This is a genomic window from Agrococcus sp. GW821-FHT14H11, assembly GCF_058803545.1.
Window position 1 is genome coordinate 114,753 of sequence record NZ_JBXAPA010000009.1, and the last position, 22,967, is coordinate 137,719.

The 22,967-nt window shown below is 71.9% G+C and carries 23 protein-coding genes and 1 tRNA gene; 17 read left to right on the top strand and 7 right to left on the bottom strand.

All coding sequences use genetic code 11. The features are described from left to right. Positions 1 to 34 precede the first annotated feature (34 nt). From AC1RNL_RS11290 to AC1RNL_RS11310, 5 genes are all read left to right on the top strand, one after another. Entirely contained in the window at positions 35 to 886 is an 852-nt protein-coding gene (locus AC1RNL_RS11290; protein ID WP_492935312.1) for a hypothetical protein, read from the top strand. After that, on the top strand, positions 879 to 1,952 hold the full coding sequence (locus tag AC1RNL_RS11295) for a ParB N-terminal domain-containing protein (RefSeq protein WP_492935282.1): 1,074 nt from the start codon (positions 879 to 881) through the stop codon (positions 1,950 to 1,952). The genes AC1RNL_RS11290 and AC1RNL_RS11295 overlap by 8 nt, the downstream gene beginning before the upstream one ends. Before the next feature lie 70 nt (positions 1,953 to 2,022). Further along, on the top strand, positions 2,023 to 2,709 hold the full coding sequence (locus AC1RNL_RS11300) for a hypothetical protein (RefSeq protein WP_492935283.1): 687 nt from the start codon (positions 2,023 to 2,025) through the stop codon (positions 2,707 to 2,709). Positions 2,710 to 2,724: 15 nt separating this feature from the next. Beyond that, on the top strand, positions 2,725 to 3,891 hold the full coding sequence (locus tag AC1RNL_RS11305) for a M23 family metallopeptidase (RefSeq protein ID WP_492935284.1): 1,167 nt from the start codon (positions 2,725 to 2,727) through the stop codon (positions 3,889 to 3,891). Continuing rightward, on the top strand, positions 3,891 to 4,157 hold the full coding sequence (locus AC1RNL_RS11310; protein WP_492935285.1) for a DUF6112 family protein: 267 nt from the start codon (positions 3,891 to 3,893) through the stop codon (positions 4,155 to 4,157). Before AC1RNL_RS11305 ends, AC1RNL_RS11310 begins: the two co-directional genes overlap by 1 nt. A 49-nt stretch (positions 4,158 to 4,206) precedes the next feature. Here the strand turns inward: AC1RNL_RS11310 and AC1RNL_RS11315 are convergent, their stop codons facing one another. Beyond that, on the bottom strand, positions 4,207 to 4,419 hold the full coding sequence (locus AC1RNL_RS11315) for a helix-hairpin-helix domain-containing protein (RefSeq protein WP_492935286.1): 213 nt from the start codon (positions 4,417 to 4,419) through the stop codon (positions 4,207 to 4,209). Between the two features lie 135 nt (positions 4,420 to 4,554). Here AC1RNL_RS11315 and AC1RNL_RS11320 point away from each other — a divergent pair, with 135 nt between their 5' ends. The 11 genes from AC1RNL_RS11320 (at position 4,555) to AC1RNL_RS11370 (ending at position 15,335) form a co-directional block, all read left to right on the top strand. Continuing rightward, positions 4,555 to 4,824 carry a DUF6112 family protein gene (locus AC1RNL_RS11320; protein WP_492935287.1) on the top strand — a complete coding sequence of 90 codons (270 nt, stop codon included), beginning with the start codon at positions 4,555 to 4,557 and terminating at the stop codon, positions 4,822 to 4,824. A gap of 40 nt (positions 4,825 to 4,864) precedes the next feature. Beyond that, entirely contained in the window at positions 4,865 to 6,268 is a 1,404-nt protein-coding gene (locus AC1RNL_RS11325) for a TrbL/VirB6 family protein (protein ID WP_492935288.1), read from the top strand. A 5-nt stretch (positions 6,269 to 6,273) separates the two neighbouring features. Continuing rightward, complete coding sequence (locus tag AC1RNL_RS11330) at positions 6,274 to 7,737, top strand: SCO6880 family protein (protein WP_492935289.1); 1,464 nt, start codon at positions 6,274 to 6,276, stop codon at positions 7,735 to 7,737. A gap of 54 nt (positions 7,738 to 7,791) precedes the next feature. Beyond that, complete coding sequence (locus AC1RNL_RS11335; RefSeq protein WP_492935290.1) at positions 7,792 to 8,949, top strand: hypothetical protein; 1,158 nt, start codon at positions 7,792 to 7,794, stop codon at positions 8,947 to 8,949. After that, a complete protein-coding gene (locus tag AC1RNL_RS11340; protein ID WP_492935291.1) occupies positions 8,946 to 10,502 on the top strand; it encodes a VirB4 family type IV secretion system protein in 1,557 nt (518 codons plus the stop codon). Before AC1RNL_RS11335 ends, AC1RNL_RS11340 begins: the two co-directional genes overlap by 4 nt. A 56-nt stretch (positions 10,503 to 10,558) precedes the next feature. Then, positions 10,559 to 11,032, top strand: a complete 474-nt coding sequence (locus tag AC1RNL_RS11345; protein WP_492935292.1) for a hypothetical protein — start codon at positions 10,559 to 10,561, stop codon at positions 11,030 to 11,032. Continuing rightward, entirely contained in the window at positions 11,029 to 12,801 is a 1,773-nt protein-coding gene (locus AC1RNL_RS11350) for a type IV secretory system conjugative DNA transfer family protein (protein WP_492935293.1), read from the top strand. The genes AC1RNL_RS11345 and AC1RNL_RS11350 overlap by 4 nt, the downstream gene beginning before the upstream one ends. Before the next feature lie 73 nt (positions 12,802 to 12,874). Beyond that, the gene (locus AC1RNL_RS11355; RefSeq protein WP_492935294.1) at positions 12,875 to 13,339 is read left to right on the top strand and encodes a single-stranded DNA-binding protein; all 465 of its coding nucleotides are present in this window, start codon (positions 12,875 to 12,877) and stop codon (positions 13,337 to 13,339) included. 10 nt (positions 13,340 to 13,349) lie between these two features. Next, a complete protein-coding gene (locus AC1RNL_RS11360; RefSeq protein ID WP_492935295.1) occupies positions 13,350 to 13,919 on the top strand; it encodes a hypothetical protein in 570 nt (189 codons plus the stop codon). Beyond that, positions 13,916 to 14,131, top strand: coding sequence for a helix-turn-helix transcriptional regulator (locus AC1RNL_RS11365; RefSeq protein ID WP_492935296.1), 216 nt, complete (start codon positions 13,916 to 13,918; stop codon positions 14,129 to 14,131). The genes AC1RNL_RS11360 and AC1RNL_RS11365 overlap by 4 nt, the downstream gene beginning before the upstream one ends. Then, on the top strand, positions 14,115 to 15,335 hold the full coding sequence (locus AC1RNL_RS11370; RefSeq protein ID WP_492935297.1) for a tyrosine-type recombinase/integrase: 1,221 nt from the start codon (positions 14,115 to 14,117) through the stop codon (positions 15,333 to 15,335). Before AC1RNL_RS11365 ends, AC1RNL_RS11370 begins: the two co-directional genes overlap by 17 nt. Positions 15,336 to 15,532: 197 nt before the next feature. Here the strand turns inward: AC1RNL_RS11370 and AC1RNL_RS11375 are convergent. Next, positions 15,533 to 15,606 (bottom strand) — tRNA-Pro (locus AC1RNL_RS11375). Positions 15,607 to 15,844: 238 nt separating this feature from the next. Here AC1RNL_RS11375 and AC1RNL_RS11380 point away from each other — a divergent pair. Continuing rightward, positions 15,845 to 17,251: an HNH endonuclease signature motif containing protein gene (locus tag AC1RNL_RS11380; RefSeq protein ID WP_492935298.1), complete on the top strand. Its 1,407-nt coding sequence runs from the start codon at positions 15,845 to 15,847 to the stop codon at positions 17,249 to 17,251. A gap of 13 nt (positions 17,252 to 17,264) precedes the next feature. On the opposite strand, the gene AC1RNL_RS11385 is transcribed toward AC1RNL_RS11380, so the two are convergent. From AC1RNL_RS11385 to AC1RNL_RS11405, 5 genes are all read right to left on the bottom strand, one after another. Continuing rightward, positions 17,265 to 18,749: a S10 family peptidase gene (locus AC1RNL_RS11385; RefSeq protein ID WP_492935299.1), complete on the bottom strand. Its 1,485-nt coding sequence runs from the start codon at positions 18,747 to 18,749 to the stop codon at positions 17,265 to 17,267. Beyond that, the gene (locus AC1RNL_RS11390; RefSeq protein WP_492935300.1) at positions 18,746 to 19,954 is read right to left on the bottom strand and encodes an amidohydrolase family protein; all 1,209 of its coding nucleotides are present in this window, start codon (positions 19,952 to 19,954) and stop codon (positions 18,746 to 18,748) included. Before AC1RNL_RS11390 ends, AC1RNL_RS11385 begins: the two co-directional genes overlap by 4 nt. 2 nt (positions 19,955 to 19,956) lie before the next feature. Next, on the bottom strand, positions 19,957 to 20,448 hold the full coding sequence (locus AC1RNL_RS11395) for an FBP domain-containing protein (protein ID WP_128189287.1): 492 nt from the start codon (positions 20,446 to 20,448) through the stop codon (positions 19,957 to 19,959). A 104-nt stretch (positions 20,449 to 20,552) separates the two neighbouring features. After that, positions 20,553 to 21,995 carry a glyceraldehyde-3-phosphate dehydrogenase gene (locus AC1RNL_RS11400; protein ID WP_492935301.1) on the bottom strand — a complete coding sequence of 481 codons (1,443 nt, stop codon included), beginning with the start codon at positions 21,993 to 21,995 and terminating at the stop codon, positions 20,553 to 20,555. 107 nt (positions 21,996 to 22,102) lie between these two features. After that, positions 22,103 to 22,900, bottom strand: a complete 798-nt coding sequence (locus AC1RNL_RS11405; RefSeq protein ID WP_246990755.1) for a siderophore-interacting protein — start codon at positions 22,898 to 22,900, stop codon at positions 22,103 to 22,105. Positions 22,901 to 22,967 lie beyond the last annotated feature (67 nt).

A 22,967-nucleotide genomic window follows, 5' to 3' on the forward strand; every position in this document is an offset into this window, starting at 1 on the left:
CCGCATGCGCTCCTTCCTGCCGGGAGGTGCCGTCATGCGTCAACCGGAGAAGACGGGACAATCCGGGTTCGAGGACTCCGAAGGGCTGCGCGCCCTGCTCACCCGCCTGCACGAATCAGGGCGGGGTGCGTGGCGGGATGACCCCGAGGCCGCCATGCTGATGCGGCACGCCGCCGAGAAGTACGCGGCGCTCGCACGGAAGTACGGGTTGGACCCGTGGGAGGCGGCTGCGGCGGCGTTCGACGCGATGCGCAACCCCTCCACCCGGCGGGCACTGGACCCGTGGGCGATGGTCACCCGCGCCGTGCAGGTCACCTGCATCGCCGAGGCGAAAGCGAACGGGATGCTGTGCTCGGTCCACCAGGCCCGCCGTCCCCGGTTCTCCGACTTCCACGACGCACAACGGTTCTCCGACCGAGAGAACCTGCTGACCGACTACCACCCCGCCTTCCAGGTCGACCCGTTCGACACCGACGACGAGCCCGAGCCCACGACGTCGGAGGGCTCGACCGGCGTGGAGTCGGCGGTCGAGGACACGATCGCCTTGTTCACTCTCCTGGGCTGGCCGCCGCACACGGCGCGCGGCGGGGTGGAGTACGTGTGCGGTCGGCTGGCGGAGGCGTCGTCGCGGGGTTCGGCGTTCGAGGCGCTGCGCCGCGACTACCACGCCCGCGCCCTGCTGGATATCCCCAGCAAGTCGTGGCTGGCCATGCTGCGCGTGATCCTCGGCAACCCCGACCCCGACCACGCGCACACCGTCGCGGGGCGGGGCGTGCTGCTGCGGCTGCTGATCGGCGAGCCGCTGCGATCCCTGCTGGCCGACGAGACCCTGCTGGCCGAGGTGGTGCTGACCGCTCCGTGCGATCCGGGGAGGGACCGTGAGTAGCCGACCAGGGCATATCGAGCTGGAACGCGCCCTCGACTCGATCCACGTGGGCCGCCGCCACCGCGAGGATCTGGGCGACATCGACGCCCTGGCCGCGTCCATCGAGCGCGAAGGACTGCTGCAACCCATCACGATCACCCCGGACGGGGTGCTGGTCTGCGGGCTGCGGCGCCTGGCGGCGATGCGCAAGCTGGGATGGAAAACCGCGAACGTGTGGGTGCGATCGGGCATCACAGACCGGCTCGGGCAGCTCCTCGCCGAGCAGGATGACAACGCTCTGCACAAGCCCCTCACCCAGACCGAACAGGCCACCCTCTACCGCGAGCTGAAGATCCTCCTCGCCGAAGACGCCGCCCGCCGACAGGAGGCGTCCCGGTTCACCGCTGGCACGGAGAATCCCCGGTCGCACGGTGCCGCCACCGTGGCGGCACCGTCACCGGACACGACCAGCGGGGAGGCTCGGGCTCAGGCCGCGCGCATGGTCACCGGCCGCAACTCCTACACCAGCCTGGAACGCATCAGCGAACTCCAGCGTCTGGTCGCCGATGAGACCCAGCCCGCGAGCGTAAAGGAACGCGTCGTCGCCGAGCTGGAGCAGGTCGATGCCGGCGGGTCGATCACCGCCGCGCATCAGCGCACCCGCGCGGAGCTCTCGCTGGCCGAGCTCGACCGGATCGCCGCCGATCCCGAGGCGACCGCCTCGGCGCGGGAGCAGGCCGAACACGCCGCAGCCCGGCTGCGGGCCGCGGAGGAGTCCGCGCTCCGCGCGGTCGAGCTGGAACGTCTCGCCGCCGAGGCGCTGGCCCGTGTCCGCGCCACGGGGAAGAAGAAGCCGAGGGCGAAGCCGACGCCGCTGCCGGGGGCGTGGGAGCGGCGGAGCCTGCGGGCGTTCACGCTGACCTGGGACGACCTGGACTTGTGGTGGGAGCACTACGACCCCGCCGAGGTCGGCCCCGCGCTCACCGATGAGCAATGGGACCGCTTCGAGGCCACGGTCGCCGGCAGCGTCGCGTTCGCGGACGCCGCCCGCACCGCGCGGGGCGACGCGGAGCGCCGCACCGCCTGAGCCCCTCGTGCGTCGGGTGCGCTCCTTGCTGACGACCCCTTCTGTCGGCCCGTTTGGGAGGACCCTGCGCATGGACCCCGCTGCTGATCGTCGCCGTCGCCGTCTGCTGATCGCTGCCGTCGCCGGCGGCCTTGCCATGTTGATCCTCGTCGGCGTCGGTATCTACGGGCTCGTTCGCGGCCCGGCCGCCCCGGACCCTCACCCGAGCCAGCGGCCGTCCTCGTCCGAGCCCGCGACTCCCGGCGCACCGGCGGGTTCCGAGCCCGCGCCGGTGCCGGTGACCGGCAGCCCGGAGGCATTCGCCCGGAACGTGGCGGCGGCGCTGTTCACCTGGAACACCGCCTCCGGGTATGGGGCGTCCGACTACGCGCAGATGCTCGCGGACGTGGCCTCCGGCGCGGAGGCCGACGCGCTGGCGGGTGACGTGCGCGCGTACCTGCCGACCGCTCAGGCGTGGGCGCAGCTCCGGCAGTACCAGACCCGTCAGTGGCTCACCATCGACACCGTCGTGATCCCCGAGGCGTGGGAGACCGCTGTGGCGCAGGCTGCGCCCGGTCAGATTCCCGCCGGGACCCTCGCGTACACGATCGAGGGCACCCGGCACCGCGAGGGCATCTGGCGCACCGATCCCGTCTCCGCGTCCCGTCCGGTCGCGTTCACCGTGTTCATCGTCTGGACGCCCCCGACCCCCGGCCGCGGCGGGCCGGGGATGTGCGAGCTGCTGCGGCTCTCCCAGCTCGACAATCCGCTGCGCTGAGACGGGGTGGTCGACGTGGTGAAGAAGCTGCTCATCCTGGCCATGGCGCTGGTGTTCTTCGGCCCCTCGGTCGTCCTGATCGGCGTCGGCGTGCTGCTGAACCCGGCGGCGACCGCCGCCTGCGTGCCCGGCTCGCTGCACGTCGGGCCGATCCCGGACACGCTGACCGCGACCACCCGCAACGGGCAGACGATCACCCTGAACCGGACCCAGCTCACCCACGCCGCCACGATCATCACGGTCGGCGGGCAGACCAATGGTGTCGGCCGGCCCGGCGTGGTCATCGCGCTCATGGCCGCCCTCACCGAATCGAGCCTGCGGATGCTCGCCAACACGGGCGCCTACCCCGAGTCCGCGGACTACCCGAACGACGGCGACGGCTCGGATCACGACAGCCTCGGACTGTTCCAGATGCGCCCGCAGGCGGGGTGGGGCACCGTCGCCGAGCTGATGGACCCGACCTACCAGGCGCGCGCGTTCTACGGCGGACCCACGGGGCCGAACTACCCGAGCCCGCGCGGGCTGCTGGACATCCCCGGCTGGCAGCAGATGGACCCCGGCGAGGCCGCCCAAGCGGTCGAGGTCTCGGCGTACCCGGACAGGTACCAGAACTACCAGCCCGTCGCCGAAGCGATCCTCACCGCCCTCACCCGCCCCGCACCCGGAAGCGGCGGCGGCGCGCCGGTGGTGCCGGAGACCACCCGCATCGTCGTCCCGCTCCCGGAAGGGACATGGGTGCGGACCAGTCCGTTCGGGTGGCGCACCGACCCGTTCACCGGGGAGCGGGCGTTCCACTCCGGCAGCGACTACGGCGCCGCGGACGGCACCCCGATCTTCGCGGTCGCAGACGGCCTGGTCGTGCTGGCGGAGTTCTCCGGCGGATACGGCGGCCTCATCATCATCGAGCACACCGTCGGCGGGCAGCGGGTCGCGTCGTACTACGCGCACATGTGGCAGCACGGCATCCACGTCACCGCAGGGCAGAGCGTCGCCGCAGGCCAGCACATCGCCGATGTCGGCTCCTCGGGGCGTTCGACCGGCGCTCACCTGCACTTCGAGATACGGCCCGGCGGGCAAGGACAGCCCGCGGTCGACGCGGACGCCTGGCTCACCGACCACGGCGCGGAAGGCATCACCGCCGGCGACAATATCCTGGCGACCTGCACCGCCGGGGGCGCGTGATGGACGTGTTCCCCGACTTCGGCGGCGTCGGCGGCGCCGCCGAGCTGCGCTCTATCGTCGGCGCCCTGCTGATGTTCGTGCTCATCATCGCCGTGCTCATGCTCATCATCTGCGCGACCGTGTGGGCCATCGCCTCCGCGCACGGCAACTACCAGGCCGCCACCAAGGCCCGCATCGGCCTGTGGGGCGCCGTCGGCGCCGGCGCCCTCGCCGGCGCCGGAGTCGCCTGGGTCAACTTCCTCCTCGGCATCGGCTCCGCCCTCTAGCTAGCTAGCGCGCACTCAGGCGTGCGCTTCCCGCGGTCGTGCGGCGGGCTCAGGGTGAGCGGAAGCTCAGCCCGCGTTCGCGGAGCTCGTCGCCGAGGATGCGGACCGCCTTCGGGCCCACTCCGTGGATGGCGAGCAGTTCTCCCGGTGTCGTGGCCGTGAGCTGCGCGTAGGTGGTCATTCCGTGCAGGGCCAGTTCGCGGCGCGCGACTTTGCCGATTCGCGGTGTCAGTTCCGAGTCGCCTGCGGTGTCGGTACTCATTCCTTCTGTGCACCCCGTCTCGTCTTTCACGACGGCGCATCGGCCGAGGCCGTCCTCCGTCCCACCGTACTCCCGTGATCCGGCGGGCGCTCCTGACAGCCAGAACCCTGTTCGAGCTGACTGAGGGAGCCCACTGTGATCGACATCGACCCCAACTCGTCCGGCCTTCCCGGCATCGAGCAACTGCGCGTCATCGTCGGCGCAGTCATGACCATCGGCCTCATCCTCTCCGTCCTGGCGTTGATCGTGTCCGCGATCGTGTGGGGCTTCGGCGCCAACTCCTCCAACCCGCACCTCGCCTCACGCGGGAAGGTCGGCGTCCTCGTCTCCTGCGGGGCGGCGATCATCTGCGGTGCCTCGGTGACGCTGGTCAACTTCTTCTGGAACGTGGGCCAAGCCGTATGAACCCGCGCACCCGGACGACGGATCACCGGGGACCGGGCCGATGAGCGTCTGCGACATCCCGGTCATCTCCGAGGTCTGTGGCTTCGTCGGCGAAGGCATCGCCTCCCTGGTCGCGGCCCCGTTCGACTGGCTCGCCCAGGCGATGGGCGCCGCCGCCGGCTGGCTGTTCGAGGCCGTCTGGTCCGTGTTCGACACCACCACCCTCGTGGATGTCACCAGCCCCGAGTACATCGGCGTCTACAACGTCCTGTTCGGCGTCGCGGTCTTCGTGATGCTCGTGTTCTTCTGCCTGCAACTCATCACCGGCCTCATCCACCGCGACCCCACCGCCCTGTCCCGCGCCGCACTCGGCCTCGCCAAGTCCGTGCTGGGGTCGTTCCTGGTCATCACGCTCACGGCGCTGCTGCTGGAAGTCACCGACCAGCTCGCCGTGGGGATCGTGCAGGCCACCGGGAACACGATGGAAGGGATGGGCGACCGGATCGCCCTGCTCGCCGCCGGCCTGGTCGGGATCAACATCGCCGCACCCGGCGTCGGCGCCATCATCACCATCTTCCTCGCCGGCCTCGCCATCTCCGCGGCGGCGACCGTGTGGTTCTCCCTGCTGATCCGCAAGGCGCTGCTGCTGGTGGCGATCGTCTTCGGCCCGATTGCGCTGGCCGGGGCGACGTGGGATGCGACCAAGGGCTGGTTCGCCAAGTGGGCGACATTCGTGATCGCCTTGATCTTCTCCAAGCTCGTGCTGGTCGTGATCTTCCTCGTCGCCATCGCCCAAGTCTCCGCGCCGATCGAGGCCGACCTCGCCTCCATCAGCGATCCCATCGCAGGCGTGGTGCTGATGTTCATCGCCGCGTTCGCCCCGTACATCACCTATAAGTTCCTGTCCTTCGTGGGCTTCGACATGTACCACGCCATGTCGAGCGAGCAGGAGGCGAAGTCAGCGCTGAACCGCCCCGTCCCGGTCCCGGCCGCACCCTCCGGCGACAGCGCCAAGAAGGTGCTCGACGGCGGCAGCCCGCCCACCGGCAAGACCGGCACCGGCAGCGGCGCACCGGCGGGCGGTACGTCTGCGGCGGGAGGCGCGTCTGCCGCCAAGGCGGGCTCGAGCGCGGCAGCCAGTGGTGGCGCGGGCGCCGGGGCTGGGGCGAGTGCTGGTGCTGGTGCCGCGGGTGCGGGAGCTGCGGCCGGCCCGGTCGGTGCCGCCGCGGTCGCCGGGGCCGCTGTCGTCAAGGGCGCGGCCACCGCCGGCCCCAAGACCGGAGCCGCAGTCGGCGGCGCGGCCGAGGGGCACGCCGGGGCCGCCGGCGAGCAGGCATCCCCGCCGCCGGTGCCGCCGGCGCAGGCGAGCCCGCCCGCCCGCCAGGCACCACGCTCCGCGTCGCCGTCGCGTCGTTCGGACCCGCCGCCACCGTCTGCCAAGCCGGGCCGGCCTGGGAAGGAGTAACCCGGATGTCCACGGACAAGCAGAACACCGGCTATGCGCTGTCGCCGGTGCAGTTCTCCCGGCTCGCCCGCCGCGGGGTCATGCTCGGTCTGTCGGTGCCGCAGCTCGTCGCGCTCGGCATCGCGATCCTCACCGTCGTCGCCGCCCTCTACACGAGCGGCGGCATGGGACTTGCCTGGGCCAGCCCGGTATGGGGCACGGCCGCGCTGCTCGCGGTGATCCCGGCCGGGGGCCGGAAGGTGATCGAGTGGGTGCCCATCGTCGCCCGCTGGGTGGGCCGGACCTATCTCGGGCAGCTCGTCCACCGCCGCAGGGTCATCAAGCCTCGCCCTGCCGGGACGCTCGCCCTGCCCGGCGACGCGGCCGCGCTGCGGGAGTGGGAGGACCCCGAGACCGGGGCGGCGATGATCCACGACCCGCACGCCCAGACCCTCACCGCGATCCTCGGCGTCTCGCATCCGGCGTTCGTGCTCCTCGATCCCGGCGAGCAGCAGCGCCGCGTCTCCGGCTGGGGCCGCGTCCTCGCCGCCGCGTGCCGGTCGGGGCGCATCGCCCGCGTCCAAGTCTCCGAGCGCACCCTGCCCGACTCCGGCACGGGACTGGCGGAGTGGTGGCGCACGCACGGCACCGATGACGGCTCCTGGGCCGCCACCACCTATGCGGAGCTGATCGAGCGGGCCGGCCCTGCCGGGGAACGGCACGCGACGACGATCAGCATGGCGCTGGACATGAAGGCCGCCGCACGCCAGATCAGGACCTCCGGGGGCGGGATGCGCGGGGCCGCGGCGGTGCTCCGGCAGGAGATGACTACCCTCACCACGGCGCTCCGGGCGGCGGAGCTCGCTTCGACCGGGTGGCTCACCCCCGGCGAGGTCGCCGTCATCCTCCGCTCCGCCTACGACCCCGCCGCCGGCCCCGCGCTGGAACGGCACGGCACCCTCGGCCGCGACCTCGCCACCGCCGGCCCGGTCGCGGTCACCGAGACCTGGGACCGGCTGCACTCCGACAGCGCATTCCATGCGGTGCTATGGATCAGCGAGTGGCCCCGCTCGCAGGTGTATCCCGGGTTCCTCGCCCCGCTGGTGCTGTCCAACGGCATCCTGCGCACCCTCTCACTGCACTACACCCCGGTACGGGCCGACCAGGCCGCCAGGGACCTGAGGAAGAAGAAGACCGAGCTCATCAGCGACGCCACCCAGCGCCGCAAGATCGGGCAGGTCGAGGACGCCGCCTCCACCGCCGAGCTCGACGACGTGCTCCAGCAGGAAGCCGACCTCACCGCCGGGCACGGCGTCCTGCGCGTCACCGGCCTCATCTCCGTCTCCGCGCCGACCGTGGACGAGCTCGACACCGCCGTCGCCGCGATCGAGCAGGCCGCCATCCAAGCCTCCTGCGAAACCCGCCGCCTCGTCGGCCAACAGGCCCAAGCGTTCACCGTCGCCGCGCTCCCGCTGTGCCGCACCGTCTGACCCGTCCTGGCGCTCCTGCCAGGCGACCCCAATCCCACGAGTGAGGAGCCGAACATGCCGACCTTCGCCGACCCGCTGAAGGACGCCGCCGAAGCCGCCGCAGCGCTACGGGGCCTCGCCCACGCGACCCGTACGTTCGATGATCCCGCCGACACCTACGCCGTGATCGGCGATCTGCTCGCCGGGGTGCGATCGCTGCGGCGGGTGCTCGACCAGCTCGCGAGCACACACATCGCCTATCGCGGCCGCGCGGACGACGACGCCGGCGACCAGGCCGCCGGCGCGACCGCTGCCCTCGCCGCCGCCGACGAGTTGCACCAGGCCGGCACGCTGCTGGACACCGTGGAGTGGCGGCTGGACGCCGCCTCCCAGCACTCCGGCCGCATCGCCTGGCATCCGGCGGCAGAGACCGCCGGCGTCAGCGAGACCGCGCGGACAACGACGCAGGCGGGAACGCTCGTCCTGACGGTGTGGACCGACACGCCGCTGGGAGAACACCAGCGCTACGCCTACCGCATCGAGGACACCGGGACCGGGGAGGCGATCGAGGGGCGAGACCTGTTCACCGGCGCCGGAGCCCCGGTCGAACCCGACCGGGCGCTGCGCGAGCTGGCCGGGTTCCTCGGGGCCGCGGGCGAGGCCCGCCAGTACGCCCTGGACAACCCCGGCACGCATCCCGAGAACGAGGGACTGTTCCCCTCCTGGACCGCGGAGGCCGCACGTCAGAACGCCGATGCCCTGAGCGAGCTGGCCGAGCACGGCCCGCAACTCGCGGAGTCCGAACAAGTCGCCTCGCGGTGGATCAGCGTCGTGTTCCTCCAAGGCGAGGAGGCCGACGAGGTGCTGGACCTCATCAACCGGGACGGCACCGACGCCGCGATCGAGCACCTGGCCGGATACGACTACGGCGAGGAGACCACCCAAGCCGCCTTGGAGAACGGGTACGTCTACGACACCCCGCCCTCCGGGGCGCTGGACCGGGCCGCCACCAGGGATGTCTACAAGCTGACCTACAGCCCGTTCCTCGGGCACGTGAGCCTGCTGCGCGAGCACGAGGCGCTGCCCGATCCGGTCCTGCTCGGCATCGACACCCCTGAGCCCATCCCGGAGACCGCCGTGGGCGCGTCCGCGCGGAGCGCCCGCCGGGACGCGACCGACTGGTTCGCCCGCGCGCCACACTCGGCCGCATCCGGCGTGGGGCTGTCGCTGTGACCGGCAGCGAGGAAGGGCGGCTGCACACCAGCGTGCTCGTCGGCCCGAACGGCGAGCGTCGCAAGCACCGCAAGGCCCGTCGGCGGGCAGCCGCGCAGGTCGGGGCCGACGCCAGGGCGCGGCGGAAGGCGGAGGCGCGGGCGCGGTGGGAGGCGGAACGGGCCGAGCGGCGCGCCACGACCTATCTGCCCGCCGCGGGTGAGCCGGGGCCGGCGGCGTTGCGCACGCCGGGCCGGTTCCGGCTTCCCAAGCACCAGGACACGTCCGCGACGCTGGCCGGGCAGTACCCGTTCCTGGCCGAAGCCGGCCTCGGCTCTGCCGGGGTGTTCGTCGGGCAAGACCTCTACTCCGGCGGCTCGTTCGTCTACGACCCGTGGGTGCTGTATCAGCGCGGCCTCATCACCGCCCCGAACATGGTGCTGGCCGGGATCGTCGGCTCGGGCAAGTCGAGCCTGGCGAAGTCCCTCTACACGAGGTCGCTGCCGTTCGGGCGTCGGGTCTACATCCCCTGCGATCCGAAGGGCGAGCACTCCGGGATCGCGGAAGCTGTCGGCGGCCGGGCGATCCTGCTGGGCCACGGGCTGAGCAACCGGCTCAACCCGCTCGATGAGGGGCACCGACCGTCCACGGTGTCGGATGCGGAGTGGGCGATACAGGTCGCGTCTCGTCGCCGTGACCTCATCGGCGCGCTTGCTGAGACCGTGCTGGACCGGGCGCTGACGCCGCTGGAGCACACGTCCATCGACCTGGCGTTGCGGGATGCCGTGCGGTCAGCGGAGGTGCCGATCCTCCCAATGGTCGTTGACCGCATCCTGACCCCGAACGCCGCTGACGACGAGGACGGCCGGCTCGCAGAGGACGGAAGGCTCGTCGGCCATGCGCTGCGCCGGCTCGTGGCCGGGGACCTCCAAGGACTGTTCGACGGGCCGAGCACCGTCAGGTTCGACCCGTCGCTGCCGATGGTGTCCCTCGACCTGTCGCGGGTCGCGGAGAACAGCACCCTGATTTCGGTGCTGATGACCTGTTCCTCGGCGTGGATGGAGTCGGCGCTGTCGGACCCGAACGGCGGTCAGCGGTGGGTCGTGTACGACGAAGCCTGGCGCCTGATGGCCTACCCGTCGTTGCTGCGAAGGATGGACGCGCAATGGCGGCTCGCCCGCCACTTCGGGATCGCGAACATGCTCATCTTCCACAAACTGACCGACCTGGAGAACGTCGGCGATGCAGGGACCGCGATGCGGGCGCTCGCCTCCTCGCTGCTGGCGAACGCCGAGACACGGGTGATCTACCGGCAGGAACCCGATCAGCTCGGCTCGACCGCCGCCGCGCTCGGGCTGACCGGCACCGAGCAGAAGCTGCTTCCGGGCCTGGGCACTGGCCAAGGGCTGTGGCGGATCAAGGACCGCTCCTTCGTCGTGCAGCACCAGCTCCACCCCGCCGAGCTCGCCGCGTTCGACACCACCAGCCGCATGACCGGCGGAACCCCGAAGTTCACTGAGACTGACGAACCATCACCCCTTGCGACAGTTCCTTCCTCGGGAGGTGAGGCGTGATGCCCCGGCCCCGCTACAGGCGCACCTCATCCGAGCCGCGCCTAGAGGAGGAAGCGGTGCCGGTCGTGCTGCCGCACGTCGTCATGACCGTGGCCGCGGACGGCACGATGACTGTCACCGTCGACGGAACATCGCACGAGCCGGAGCCGTTCGCCCCGCCGTGGCGGCGCGACTCCTTCGCGCAGGTGCTCGACCGGCTCACCGAGCAGCGACGCTGCCCGGTGCGGGTCGAGGTCCGTGAGGCGGACGGCACCGTGTTCACCGACATCATCACCCCGACCACACGCCGCCGACCCGGCCCCGAGACACCGGCTCCCCGCGCCGCACCATCACTTGTCACGCTCCACGGGGAGGGGTTCGTGCCCGGCGAGGATGTCGCGGTCGCGGTCGTCATCGCCCACGGCGACGCCGCCCCTAACGGCACCATGCGCGGCCTGCTCACCCCCGACCAGTTCGCCGCGAGCCCGACCCACGAGGTCATCCTGCTCGGCCGTGTCTCCGGCACCCTCACCATCGGACACCCCGAATGAGCACCCCGCGCCCGGCAGGGTCGCTCGGGGACGAGCTGAGCAACCTCGGCATCGGGCTCCTCATCGCCGCCGCGATCCTCGCCGGCATCCTCCGCGGCGCAGGCTCCGTCGCCGCATGGATCACCGGCACCAACCAGCCGACCGGCGGCGTTGAGGCTGGGCTGGGCGTGCTCCTGAACCCCACCGACCCCGCCGTACCCCTGGCCGCGCCAGGGCTAAACGCGGTCGCGTACTGGATCACCGCCGCCGTGCTGATCCTCGTCAGCGGCGTGCTGGGCTGGTGGGCATGGCGGCTGCTGCGCGACCACGGCCGGCAGGCCAAGACCGACCCGTACCGCATCGCCGGGATTGCCACCCGCGGCGAGGTCGCGCGCGCCGCCTCACCGAAGGCGCTGCTGCATCGCGCCGGGCACCTACGCCCCTCCCTCGACCGCCCACGACCGGAGGATGTCGGCTACCGGATCGGGACCTCACGCGGCACAGGCGTATGGGCATCCGTGGAGGACTCGATCCTCCTGCTCGGCCCACCCCGGAGTGGCAAGGGCATGTTCGTCGTGTCCAACATGATCTTGGACGCGCCCGGCGCGGTGGTCACCACCAGCACCCGGCCAGACAACCTCACCGCGACCCTCCGCGCCCGTGAGAAGGTCGGCCCGGTCGCGGTGTTCGATCCCCAGCACTTGGCCGAGGGCGTGCCAGCCGGATTGCGTTGGTCGCCCATACGAGGGTGCGAGGACCCCCTCACTGCCATGATCCGCGCCTCTGGGCTCGCCGCCGGGACCGGGCTGTCGGCCGGCGGCGTCGAAGGTGGCGGGTTCTGGGAGGGCAAGACCCGCACCGCCCTCCAAGCCCTGCTCCACGCCGCAGCACTTGATCATCGGCCACCGGGTGAGCTGTTCCGCTGGACCCTCGACCCCTCGGCCGCCGCCGACGCGGTGGCGATCCTCACCGCAACCCCGAGGGCCGCCACCGGATGGGCGGACTCCTTGCAGGCAATGATCGACTCCGACCCCCGCACCCGCGATTCCATCTGGCAGGGTGTCTCCCTCTCGCTCGCCGCACTCGCAGACCCACGGGTGCTCGACGCCGTGAGCCCGCGCGAGGGCGAGGACTTCGACCCCGAAGCGTTCCTCCGCGCCAAAGGCACCCTCTACCTGCTGGCCACCGGGGCCGGCGCGAACAACTCCGCAGCCCTGGTCGCGGCGCTCGTGGAAGACCTCGTGGAAGCCGCCCGGCACATCGCCGCGACCAGCCCCGGCGCCCGCCTCGACCCGCCCCTGCTGCTCGCACTCGATGAAGTCGGCAACCTCGCACCCCTGCCCTCGTTACCGACGCTCATGGCCGAAGGCGGCGGCACCGGGATCACCACCATGCCCGTCCTGCAATCACTCGCCCAGGCACGGGAGAAGTGGTCCGAGAACGCCGCCGGCGCGATATGGGACGCGAGCATCGTCAAGATCATCCTCGGCGGCGCCTCCAACTCGAAGGACCTGCACGACCTGACCACCCTCATCGGCGAACGCGACGAGCTGACCGACTCCACCACCATCGGAGACCGCGGCTCCCGCTCCGCGCAACGCTCGATCCGCCGCGTGCCGATCATGCCGCCCGACACGATCCGCACCCTCCCGTTCGGCACCGCCCTCGTCCTCCTGCGCTCCGCACCGCCCATCGTGACCCGGATGCGCGCCTGGATGAACCGGCCCGACGCGGCCCAGCTCCGTGCGGACCAAGCCGGCATCGAGTCTCTGCTGCAACGCCGCGCGTAGGAGAGCGCTGGCGCTCCTGCCTGACAGAGCGACCCGGACGTGAGGTCGCCGCGAACATCAGGAGGAGGGTCGGATGGCTATCCACACGTACGAATCGTTCTCGGGTTACATCGCCACCGAGCCGAGGATGAGCACGACCCACGACGGCACGCTGAGGTTCTATGCCCGCGCCGGGCAGAAGCAAGCTCGCAAGGAGCCGGACGGGACGTTCACGAAGCTCCCCACCCAGTACATGCCGATCGTCGCCTACGACGCCGCCGCCAAGGAGGCTGCGGCGCTGCTCGCCAAGGGTGACAATTTCACCGCCGAGGGCCGCATCCGTGACGTCATGTACGGCAACAAGGACGGCAAGGCGGTCGAGGGTCAGGAGTTCGAGTTCTGGAAGATCGGCCGGCGCCGCAGCGACGCGGAACGATCCGCACAGGCCGGCCCCGCCGCCACGATCGACTCCCGGTCGAGTAGCCGCAGCCGAGAGATGCCTGCGGAGTTCACCGCACCGCGGGCGTCGGGGCGATCGGCGTCCGCTCGGTCGATGTGAGGCGAGCACCGTGACCGATGACGACATCACGCCTGAGCCTGACGCGCCGGCCGGCGACCCAGCCGACGAACTGGACGGACCCCTGATCCCGGAGCCGCCGCACCCGATCAACTGGAACCTGCTCACCGCCGAGGAGGCGGAAGCCGAATGGTTGGAGCTCAACCGCTGGGTCGACTGGCTGCGCCGCACCTATGGGCTCCCCGCCTCGGTGATCCCGCCGTTCTGGCACCGGCATCCCGAGTTGTTGTGGGAACTGAGCGCGCTGCATCTGCACTGGCTGTGCGCCTACGATCCCGAGCAGAACGGCTCCGCACCGCTCGGATGGCATCGAGACTTCGCCGACGCCCGGCAGCGGCTACGCGAATGGGTCACCGCCTCCGGCACTCGCCTGGACCGTGACCGGCCGACGAGGCAGACCGCCTGGCCGGGTGAGGACCCCGCCGAGCCGGTCGAGGATCGGATCATCGCTCACCGCGACCAGGATTTCGTGCAGTTCGTCCTCAATGACGTCGCCGTCCGCCGCCAGGCCGAGGACGAGTTCTACGCTGGCCTGGACCCCGAGACGGGGGAGCTGTCGTGAGCGAGCCGGCCGGCACGATCTCGGTCTCGCCGCTGATGGACAGCCGGGAGATCGCCGCCTACCTGAAGGTGTCCGAGTCGACTCTGTCGAGGTGGCGGTCTGCCGGTCAGGGGCCGCCGTTCCTGCGCCTCGGCGGCATCGCCAGGTACCGGATCGATGCGGTCGATGCCTGGCTGGCGGGCTTGGAGCGCGGCCATGACCCGGAAGGCTGAGCCGCTCCCGCAGGCTCAGCCCAGGCCGGTGCCGCCGGTCGGCGTGAAGATATCCACCGATATGGAACGCCGCTCCTACGGTATCCGCGCCCGCGCCCGCTGGACCGACCCCGTCAGCAAGCGCCGGGTCATCCGCTCGGAGATCGTCGCGAACGAGGCTGCGGCTCATGCGTTCTTCGACTCGCTGCGGCACTCGTCGGCCAAGGGCATGGACGTGTCCATGACGCTCACCGAGTTCGTCACCACGATCGGCGACCGCTGGGCGCGCGGCCTGGACCCGACCTCCACCGGGGAGACCTACGGGTACGGGCTCAAGCTCCGCGTGCTGCCCGCGCTCGGGCACCTGCCGGTGACGCAGATCACCGCCGGGGTCATCGACCGCACCATCGACGCCTGGGAGAAACGGCACGGAGCATCCACGATCAAGAACTCGATCGCGCCGCTTGTGCGCGTCCTCGACGAGGCCGTGCGGGACGGGCTCATCGCCATCAACCCGGCGAAGAACCGTGCCAAGCGCAGCCTGAACCGCAACGCCTTCCGCATCCAGCCTGCCGAGCAGGCATCGCCCCGCGCGCACGCCATCCCCGACCTGGGCACGCTGATGCGGCTCGCGGATGCGTGCGGCAAGGTGGACCAGTCCTACTCGGACTTCGTCATGCTCGCCGCGCTCCTGGCCGCGCGCTCCTCCGAGGTCTCCGGACTCCAGGCCGGCGACGTCCGCTTCGACAAGAACCTCGTCGTCATCGCCCGGCAGACCTACCCCGGCAAGGGCGGGCTCGTCACCAAGCAGACCAAGGGCCGCAAGGAGCGCCGCGTCCCGATCCTCGACCCGCTGCGGCCGATCCTCGAACGTCTCGCCGAAGGCAAAGAGCCGGAGGACCGGCTGCTGGTCGGCCCTAAAGGCGGCGCGCTCACCACCGCGACCGTGCGGGACGCGACCAACTGGGACCAGATCGTCAGCGACCTCGGCCTGCCCGATCTCACCCGGCACGGGCTCCGGCACACCGGCGCGACCTGGATGGCCGACGCCGGCATCCCGCTACATGTGCTCCAAGACATCCTCGGCCACGCCTCCGTCGAGACCACCCGCGGCTACCTGCACCCCGACGACCGGCATCTCGCCTCCGCGGCCGAACAGGCCAACGCCTTCCTCGCCCGCTCGGCCAAGACCAGCGGCAGGGCCCGTCCGCCCCGGTCGCTCTAGCGTGCGCCGGATGAGTCCACGGGGCGTTCTGGTCCCCTTTTGGTCCCCTTATCCACAGGCTGCACGCCCAAGAGGCTCCGGAGCGGACTCCATTCCACGCTGACACATCCGAAAGGGAACCAGAGGGGGACCAACAGAAACTACTCACAGAGACGACGAAACCCTGATAAAAATAGCTTCTCATCAGGGCTTTTCCGTCGGGCTGACAGGATTTGAACCTGCGACCCCCTGACCCCCAGTCAGGTGCGCTACCAAGCTGCGCCACAGCCCGTGGCATTCAATTTTCAGTTATTCGGGCTGTCCGGGAGGGTAAACCCCTTAACCCCCAGTCAAGTGCGCTACCAAGCTGCGCCACAGCCCGTCGATCTCGCGATCGAGCTGCCCGAAGGCAACTGCAACAGACTAGCGCATTCGCAGGGCGGCGGGTGCGCCGCAGCTGGCACGCAGCGCGCTCGTCCGGGACTGTCGGCAGTGCACCCCGTGTCAGTGGCCCGTGCGAGAGTGCACGCATGACGCCGGAGTCGCCGCAGCCGAGGATCCCGCTGGATCCCGCCGCGCTCGAGGGTCCGGTGTGGCTCCGTGGCCGCACACCCGGTGCGTCCGAGGGCGAGCGGCAGCCGGCCCAGGCCGGGCACCTCGAGGAGCTCGTGCGGCCCTCTCCGCACGACGCGCTGCGCGCGGCCGCCATCCACGCGGTCGTCGACATCGACGCCGCGATCGCGTCGCTCGAGGCGATGCGCGCGCACCTTCTCGCCGGCCTCGGCGGCATGGCGGTCGAGAGCGCGCACGACGAGCGGCTCGACTCCGCGGTCGCCGTGCGCGACCTCGCCTGCGAGCTCGCCCTGCGCCAGCGTCGCAGCGACCGAGCAGTCGAGGCCGAGGTCGCCCAGGCGATGAGCAGGCGCGACCGCTGGCCGGGCACCGTCGCGGCGTGGGGCGAGGCGCGCATCCACAGCGGCCACGTGCGCGTCATCTGCGAGGTGGGGGCGGCGCTGCAGGAGCCGGGAGCCCGAGCGGCGTTCGAGGCCGCGCTCCTCCCCCACGCCGAGACGACGACGCCGGGCAGGCTCCGCACGCTCGCGAGGCGCGAGCTCGACCGCCACCTCGCCGAGCCCCTCGCCGAGCGGCACCGCACGGCCCGTGAGCTGCGCGGCGTCACGATCACCGATCTCGACGACGGCATGAGCATGGTGCGTGCCATCGTGCCCACGCTGCTGGCCCACGGCATCCGCGACCGGCTCACGCAGCTGGCGCGAGCGGCCGACGGAGACGATCCGCGCGGCATCGACGAGCGCCGCGCCGATGCACTGTGCGACCTGCTGCTGACCGGCGAGCCCGCGGCCGCCGCGATCGAGGGCATCCGCGCGGAGGTGAGCATCGTGATGCCGGCGTCGGTGCTCACCGGCAACGGCGCGGAGGACGTCGCCCGACTCGCGAGCGGCGCGCCGGTCGATCCCGAGACCGCCCGGGCGCTCGCGGCGGACGCGACCGCGTGGATCCGGCTCTTCACCGATCCGCTCCGCGGACACGTCGTGGCGACCGACGCCTACGTGCCCGGCACGAGGCTGCGACGCCTGCTGCGACAGCGCGACCAGCGATGCCGATGGCCCGGCTGCTGCGCGCAGGCGAGCCGCAGCGACCTCGACCACACGATCCCCTGGATCGACGGCGGCACGACGACGACCGACAACCTCGCGCACCTCTGCAGGCGGCACCACGTGCTGAAGGGCGCCGCGCTCGCCGGCGCGAGGCGCTGGAAGGTGCGCCAGACGAGCCCGGGCGTGCTCGAGTTCCGCTCGCCGATGGGCGAGCGCTACGTCGACGAGCCGCCAGCGGTGGGCCCGAGGTTCCGCGAGCCGCCGGAGTGGGGCCTGCCGCTCGGCGTCGCCGCGCCGCAGGGCGACCAGCCCTTCTGAGCGCGTCGCCGCGTCAGCGGCCGGAGCGTCGCCGCACGAAGTCCGCGAGATCGGCCGACTGGGCCTGCCGCGACGGCTCGTGCACGTACATCATGTGCCCGGCCTCGTAGTAGCGGTGCTCGAGGTTCTCGCGCAGCGCCTCCGGGATGCGCAGGTGCGCGACCGAGTCCTCGGCAGCCGAGAACGGCGTCGCGCCGTCGAACCAGCCGTACGCGAAGTGCACCGCGAGGTGCGGGTTCTGCCGCATCGCGCGCGAGAGCCGGTCGAGCACGTACACGGGCGCGTTCTCGAACTCCTTGTAGCTCCAGCCCTCGTTCACGCCCTTGCCGAACACGTGGAAGGGGCCGGAGTCGCGCACGCCCAGGTCGTGGTGGAGGTAGTGCTGGTAGGCGGCCGAGTACGGCCCGAGGATCGCGTCCATCGACGGATCCGCGTCCATGTGCTCGGCGATCCCGCTCGCCGCCGGACCCGTGAAGCGGGAGTCGAGCCGGCCGACCGTCAGCCCTCGGTCGCGCAGCAGCTCGCCGAAGTAGCGCCAGTGCTCGATGCGCAGGTCGGCGCCGTCGACGTACGACTCCGACAGGCCGGTCAGGCGCGCGACCGCGGCCACCGCATCCGCCCGCTCCTCGGCCGTGAGGCGGGAGCCCTGGGAGAGCGCGTACGCGTAGTCGCGCGCGGCGTAGGCGCGTGCCTCGTCGACGACGTCGGCGAGCTCGCGGCCCTCGTGGAAGCCGTGCCGCCAGGCGGTCGCGGCGTAGAACGGCAGGTACAGCGCGTGGGCGCGGTCGCCGCCCCGCTCGAAGTTGGCGGTCGAGAAGTCGAGCACGCTCGAGATGAGCATGAGCCCGTTCAGGTACATGCCGAGCTCCTCCTGCAGGAGCTGCGCGAGCCCGGCCGCGCGGGTGGTGCCGTACGACTCCCCCGCGAGGAACTTCGGGCTCAGCCAGCGGCCCTGCGCCGTCACCCACTGGCGGATGATCTCGGCGACCGACTCGATGTCGGCGGTGAAGCCGTGGAAGTCCTTGGCCTTCTCGCCCTCGACGGGGCGCGAGCGCCCGGTCGAGACGGGGTCGATGAAGACGAGGTCGCTCACGGCGAGCAGCGACTCGGGGTTGTCGACGACCGCGTACGGCGGCGGTGCGAGCTCGCCCGCATCCCCCATCACGACCCGCTTCGGCCCGAGCACGCCCATGTGCAGCCAGACGCTCGCCGAGCCCGGGCCGCCGTTGAACGCGAAGGTCACGGGCCGCTCCGTCGGGTCGGCGTCGTCGAGCGTGTACGCGGTGATCGCGATCTGCGCCCGCGGCTTCCTGCCGCGGAAGACCTCCGACTCGACCTTCTCCTCCCACAGCACCACGCGACCGGCGCGGGCCGTGTAGCGCAGCGTGCCGCCCGGCGTCTCGAGCTCGTGGTGCGTCACGACCAGGTCGTCGGCGACGTGCACCTCGGGCGCATCGGTCTTCGCGGGCTGCGGGGTCTTCTCGGCGTCGTCGCTCACCCGCTCGACGATACGGCCTCGTGCAGCAGCCGGCCGCCGCCGACGACGGCGAGGCGCGGCGGCACCCGCACGAGCGCGTCCATGGCGTGCTCGGCGTCGAGCAGCACGAGGTCGGCACGCGCGCCCGGCACGAGGTCGTGCACCGCGCGGCCGACGAAGGCGCCGGCGTCGCGGGTCGCGAGCTCGACGACCCGCGCGAGGTCGTCGTCGCGCACGATCGACGAGGCCCGCGCGAACTGCCACGCGATGCCGAGCGTGTCGCCCGTGCCGTAGGGGCTCCAGAGGTCGCGGATGCCGTCGGTCCCGAAGGCGAGGCCGACACCGGCCGCGTCGAGCTCGGCCATGGGCAGCTGCGCCATCCGCAGCGGCGCGACCGTCGTCATCGTGATGCCGAGCTCGCCCATCGCCTGCAGCAGGTCGTGACGGCGCGCGTCGGGCAGCTGCGCGATCGCGAAGCCGTGCGCGATGTTCACGCGGCCGGCGACCCCGAGCCGCTGCGTGCGCTCGACGATCAGCTCGAGCTGGAAGGCGCCGAGCTCGGCCGCGTCGTGCAGGTGGATGTCGAGGCCGCAGCCGTGGCGCGCCACGAGGTCGAAGATCGCGTCGAGCTGCCCCACGGGGTCGCGGTCGATGGAGGCCGGGTCGAGCCCGCCGATGTGCTCCGCGCCCTCGGCGGCCGCCCGGTCGAGCAGGGCGAGCACGCCGGGGCGTCGCAGCACGCCGTCCTGCGGGAACGCCACGATCGTCGCCTCGACCGCACCCTCGTAGGCGGCCACGGCCTCCCGCACCGCCGCGATGCCCCTGAGGCCGATGCCGGTGTCGACGTCGACGTGCGTGCGGAGCGCGGTCGTGCCGTGCCGCACGTGCGCGTCGAGCACGGCGGCGGTGCGCTCGACGCTCGGGATGCCGAGCTCGTCGCGCCGCGCCCGCTCGTGCCGGATGCGGCCGTCGGTGCCGCCCTCGCCGCCGTACGGCTGCCACGGCAGGCCCATCCACGACTTGTCGACGTGCGCGTGCGCGTTGACGATCGACGGCAGCGCGAGCAGGCCGCGCCCCTCGAGCAGCGCAGAGCCCGCGGGCGGCTCGCTCCCCGCCGACCGGCTCCCGGCAGGCTCCAGGGCCGCGATCCGGTCGCCGTCGAGCACGACGTCCACGGCGGGCCCGCCCCACGGCCGCACGTTCCGGATGCGGTCGAGCCGCCGCACGCTCAGGCCTCCCGCGACGCTCGCTCGACCCGCTGCGTGAAGCGGGTCACGCGGCCGAGCAGCGCCGCGCCGCGCGAGGCCACCCGCTCCGGGCTCACGAGGTGCGGCGGGCCGGTGCGGATGATGTGCGAGCACGCGAGGTCCTCGCAGATGTACGTGCCGATCGAGCTGCCCGTGTCGCCGTCGAGGCTCGCGAGCCGGGCGCTGAACATGCGCACCTGCGTCGCGGGCTGCGTCGAGTGGCACAGCGAGCACATGGCCGCGATGCCGGGGCGCATGCCGCCGGGGGCCGAGCGCACCACCACGCCGATCAGCTCGTCGTCGCGCCAGTGCACGAGGTAGCCGATGCGCGACGACCGCTGGTCGCGCCAGCCGAGGTACTCGCGCTCGGCCCAGATCGTCTCGTGCAGGCCTGGCATCGGCATCTGGTCGAGCTCGCGCTGCGTCGCGTTGACGAAGCAGCTCCGCAGCTCGGTCTCGGTCACCTCGCGCATGCCGACGACGCTATCGGATGCGCGCGGGACGCGTCGGATGCGCGGGAGGGGTTTGCCGCCGTCGGGCCTCCACCCAGGAGAGTCCCGACGGCGGCAAGTCTGTGTCAGGCCGGCTGCAGCTGCCGGGCCTTCGCCATCTGGTCGGCCATGTGCTCGATGACGCGCACGACCTGCGACGAGTAGCCGTACTCGTTGTCGTACCAGACGTAGAGCACGAGGTGCCGGCCGCTCGCGATCGTCGCGAGGCCGTCGACGATGCCGGCACGGTTGTTGCCGACGAAGTCGGTGGAGACGACCTCGGGCGAGTCGGTGAAGTCGATCTGCGCCCGCAGCTCGCCGGTCAGCGACGTGCGCCGCAGCAGCTCGTTGACCTCGTCGCGGTCGACGTCGTGGCCGAGCGTGAGGTTGAGGATGGCCATCGACACGTCGGGCGTCGGCACCCGGATCGCGTTGCCGGTGAGCTTGCCCTCCAGCTGCGGGAGCGCCTTCGCGACGGCCTTCGCGGCGCCGGTCTCGGTGAGCACCATGTTGAGCGCGGCGGAGCGGCCGCGGCGGGCGCCCTTGTGGAAGTTGTCGATGAGGTTCTGGTCGTTCGTGTACGAGTGCACCGTCTCGACGTGGCCGTGCTCGATGCCGAACGCCTCGTCGATCACCTGCAGCACCGGGGTGATCGCGTTCGTGGTGCAGGAGGCGGCGGTGACGATCGTGTCGTCGGCGGCGATCGTGTCGTGGTTCACGCCGAAGACGATGTTCTTCAGCGGGCTCTTGCCGGGTGCGGTCAGCACCACGCGCTCGACGCCGGGGCATGCGAGGTGCTGCGCGAGGCCCGCCTCGTCGCGCCAGCGGCCGGTGTTGTCGACGACGATCGCGCGCTGGATGCCGTGGGCGGTGTAGTCGACGCTGGTCGGGTCGTCGGAGTAGATGACCTGGATGAGCGTGCCGTTCGCGAGGATCGTGCCCGCCTCGTGGTCGATGTCGATCGTGCCCTGGAACGCGCCGTGCACCGAGTCGCGGCGCAGCAGGCTCGCGCGCTTCTCGAGGTCGTCGTCGCCGCCGCGGCGCACGACGATCGCGCGCAGGCGCAGGCCCAGGCCGCTGCCGGCGTGGCCGATGAGGATGCGCGCGAGCAGGCGGCCGATGCGGCCGAACCCGTAGAGCACGACGTCGGTGGGCTCGTCCTGCGACCACGAGGGCAGCGCGGCGACGTGCGCGCGCGCCCAGTCCTCGAAGCCCTCCTCGGGCGCCTCGCCGAGAATGACGCCCAGGTCGAGCGAGATGCCGCGGAGTCCCAGCTCGTCGACGATGCGCAGCACCTGCATCGAGTCGTCGATGCGCAGCACGCGCTCGCCCACGCGGCGCGCCCACTTGTGCGCCTTCAGGATCTCGATCGGCGACTGGTTGACGAGCTTCTTGCCGTGCACGTGCGTGACGACGTCGCGCTCCCGGTAGAGGCGGCCGATGATCGGCACGGCGAGCTCGGCCAGGGCGACGCGGTCGAGCCACGCCTGGTGGGCGCTCTCGACCGGGAGTGAGGCTGCGGTGGGCACGTCTTCACGATAGGCAAGCGGATGGGCCGGCACCGGCCGATCCGGGCGTCAGGATGCCCGGATGGTCACCCGTGCGAAACTTCACCGGAAGTTTCGGCGCTCGACGCTCAGTCGACGTAGGACTTGCCGAGCTTCCAGTAGCCGGTGAACGTGATGCGCCGCTTGTCGACGCCGCGCTCGCGCACGAGGTGCCGCCGGGCGCCGGTGGCGAGCGACTGCTCGCCCGCGTTGTACGCGTAGCCGAGCTGCTCGGGCATGCGCAGGCCGCGCAGCTCCTCGAGCGCCGCCTGGCCCTCGCGCACGCCGCCGCGCTCGACCCACCGCACGTCGAGGCCCTCGGGCCGCGCGAACTCCTGGATGTCGTCGCGGTGGCCGACCTCGATCACGGCGGTGCCGCGCGCGTCGTCCGCGAGCGAGCCGCAGATGCCGGCGATCGCGGGCAGCACCGACTCGTCGCCGACCATGAGCAGGTCGCCCTCGAGGCCGTCGTCGTTGTAGAGCAGGCCCTCGTCGAGCAGCACGGCGCGCTCGCCGCGCTCGGCCGCGAGCGCCCACGCGGCGCCCGGGCCCGGGTCCTCGTGGCAGACGAAGTCGATGTCGAGCTCGCCGGCGTCGAGCCGGAAGCCGCGCACCGTGTAGTTGCGGATCCACGGCCGCTGCGACTCGCGCATCGCGAGGTACTGCGGGAACCAGGTGGAGGGGCTCTCGGGCACCCGCAGGGCGTCCTGCCCCTCGCGGCGCATGAAGAAGCGGAACCACTGGTCGTAGCCCTGCGGCGTCATCGCGCCGACCTCGTCGCCGCCGAGCGTGATGCGCCGGATGTGCGGGGAGACCTGCTGGGCGCCGAGCACCTCGAGCTCGATGAACCGAGGGGCCACCGCCGCCACGCGCTCCGGTCCCGCCATGCGCCGCCTCCGAGGTGTCTGAGCCTCAGGTGAGGCAAGCCTTACCTGACCAATGTAGCAAGCCGGG

Bases quoted from the DNA above. Each gene is read 5' to 3' on its own strand.
- AC1RNL_RS11290 (WP_492935312.1), top strand. From the start codon at position 35: ATGCGTCAACCGGAGAAGACGGGACAATCCGGGTTCGAGGACTCCGAA.
- AC1RNL_RS11300 (WP_492935283.1), top strand. From the start codon at position 2,023: ATGGACCCCGCTGCTGATCGTCGCCGTCGCCGTCTGCTGATCGCTGCC.
- AC1RNL_RS11310 (WP_492935285.1), top strand. From the start codon at position 3,891: ATGGACGTGTTCCCCGACTTCGGCGGCGTCGGCGGCGCCGCCGAGCTG.
- AC1RNL_RS11315 (WP_492935286.1), bottom strand. From the start codon at position 4,419: ATGAGTACCGACACCGCAGGCGACTCGGAACTGACACCGCGAATCGGC.
- AC1RNL_RS11325 (WP_492935288.1), top strand. From the start codon at position 4,865: ATGAGCGTCTGCGACATCCCGGTCATCTCCGAGGTCTGTGGCTTCGTC.
- AC1RNL_RS11330 (WP_492935289.1), top strand. From the start codon at position 6,274: ATGTCCACGGACAAGCAGAACACCGGCTATGCGCTGTCGCCGGTGCAG.
- AC1RNL_RS11335 (WP_492935290.1), top strand. From the start codon at position 7,792: ATGCCGACCTTCGCCGACCCGCTGAAGGACGCCGCCGAAGCCGCCGCA.
- AC1RNL_RS11350 (WP_492935293.1), top strand. From the start codon at position 11,029: ATGAGCACCCCGCGCCCGGCAGGGTCGCTCGGGGACGAGCTGAGCAAC.
- AC1RNL_RS11355 (WP_492935294.1), top strand. From the start codon at position 12,875: ATGGCTATCCACACGTACGAATCGTTCTCGGGTTACATCGCCACCGAG.
- AC1RNL_RS11370 (WP_492935297.1), top strand. From the start codon at position 14,115: ATGACCCGGAAGGCTGAGCCGCTCCCGCAGGCTCAGCCCAGGCCGGTG.
- AC1RNL_RS11380 (WP_492935298.1), top strand. From the start codon at position 15,845: ATGACGCCGGAGTCGCCGCAGCCGAGGATCCCGCTGGATCCCGCCGCG.
- AC1RNL_RS11395 (WP_128189287.1), bottom strand. From the start codon at position 20,448: ATGCGCGAGGTGACCGAGACCGAGCTGCGGAGCTGCTTCGTCAACGCG.
- AC1RNL_RS11405 (WP_246990755.1), bottom strand. From the start codon at position 22,900: ATGGCGGGACCGGAGCGCGTGGCGGCGGTGGCCCCTCGGTTCATCGAG.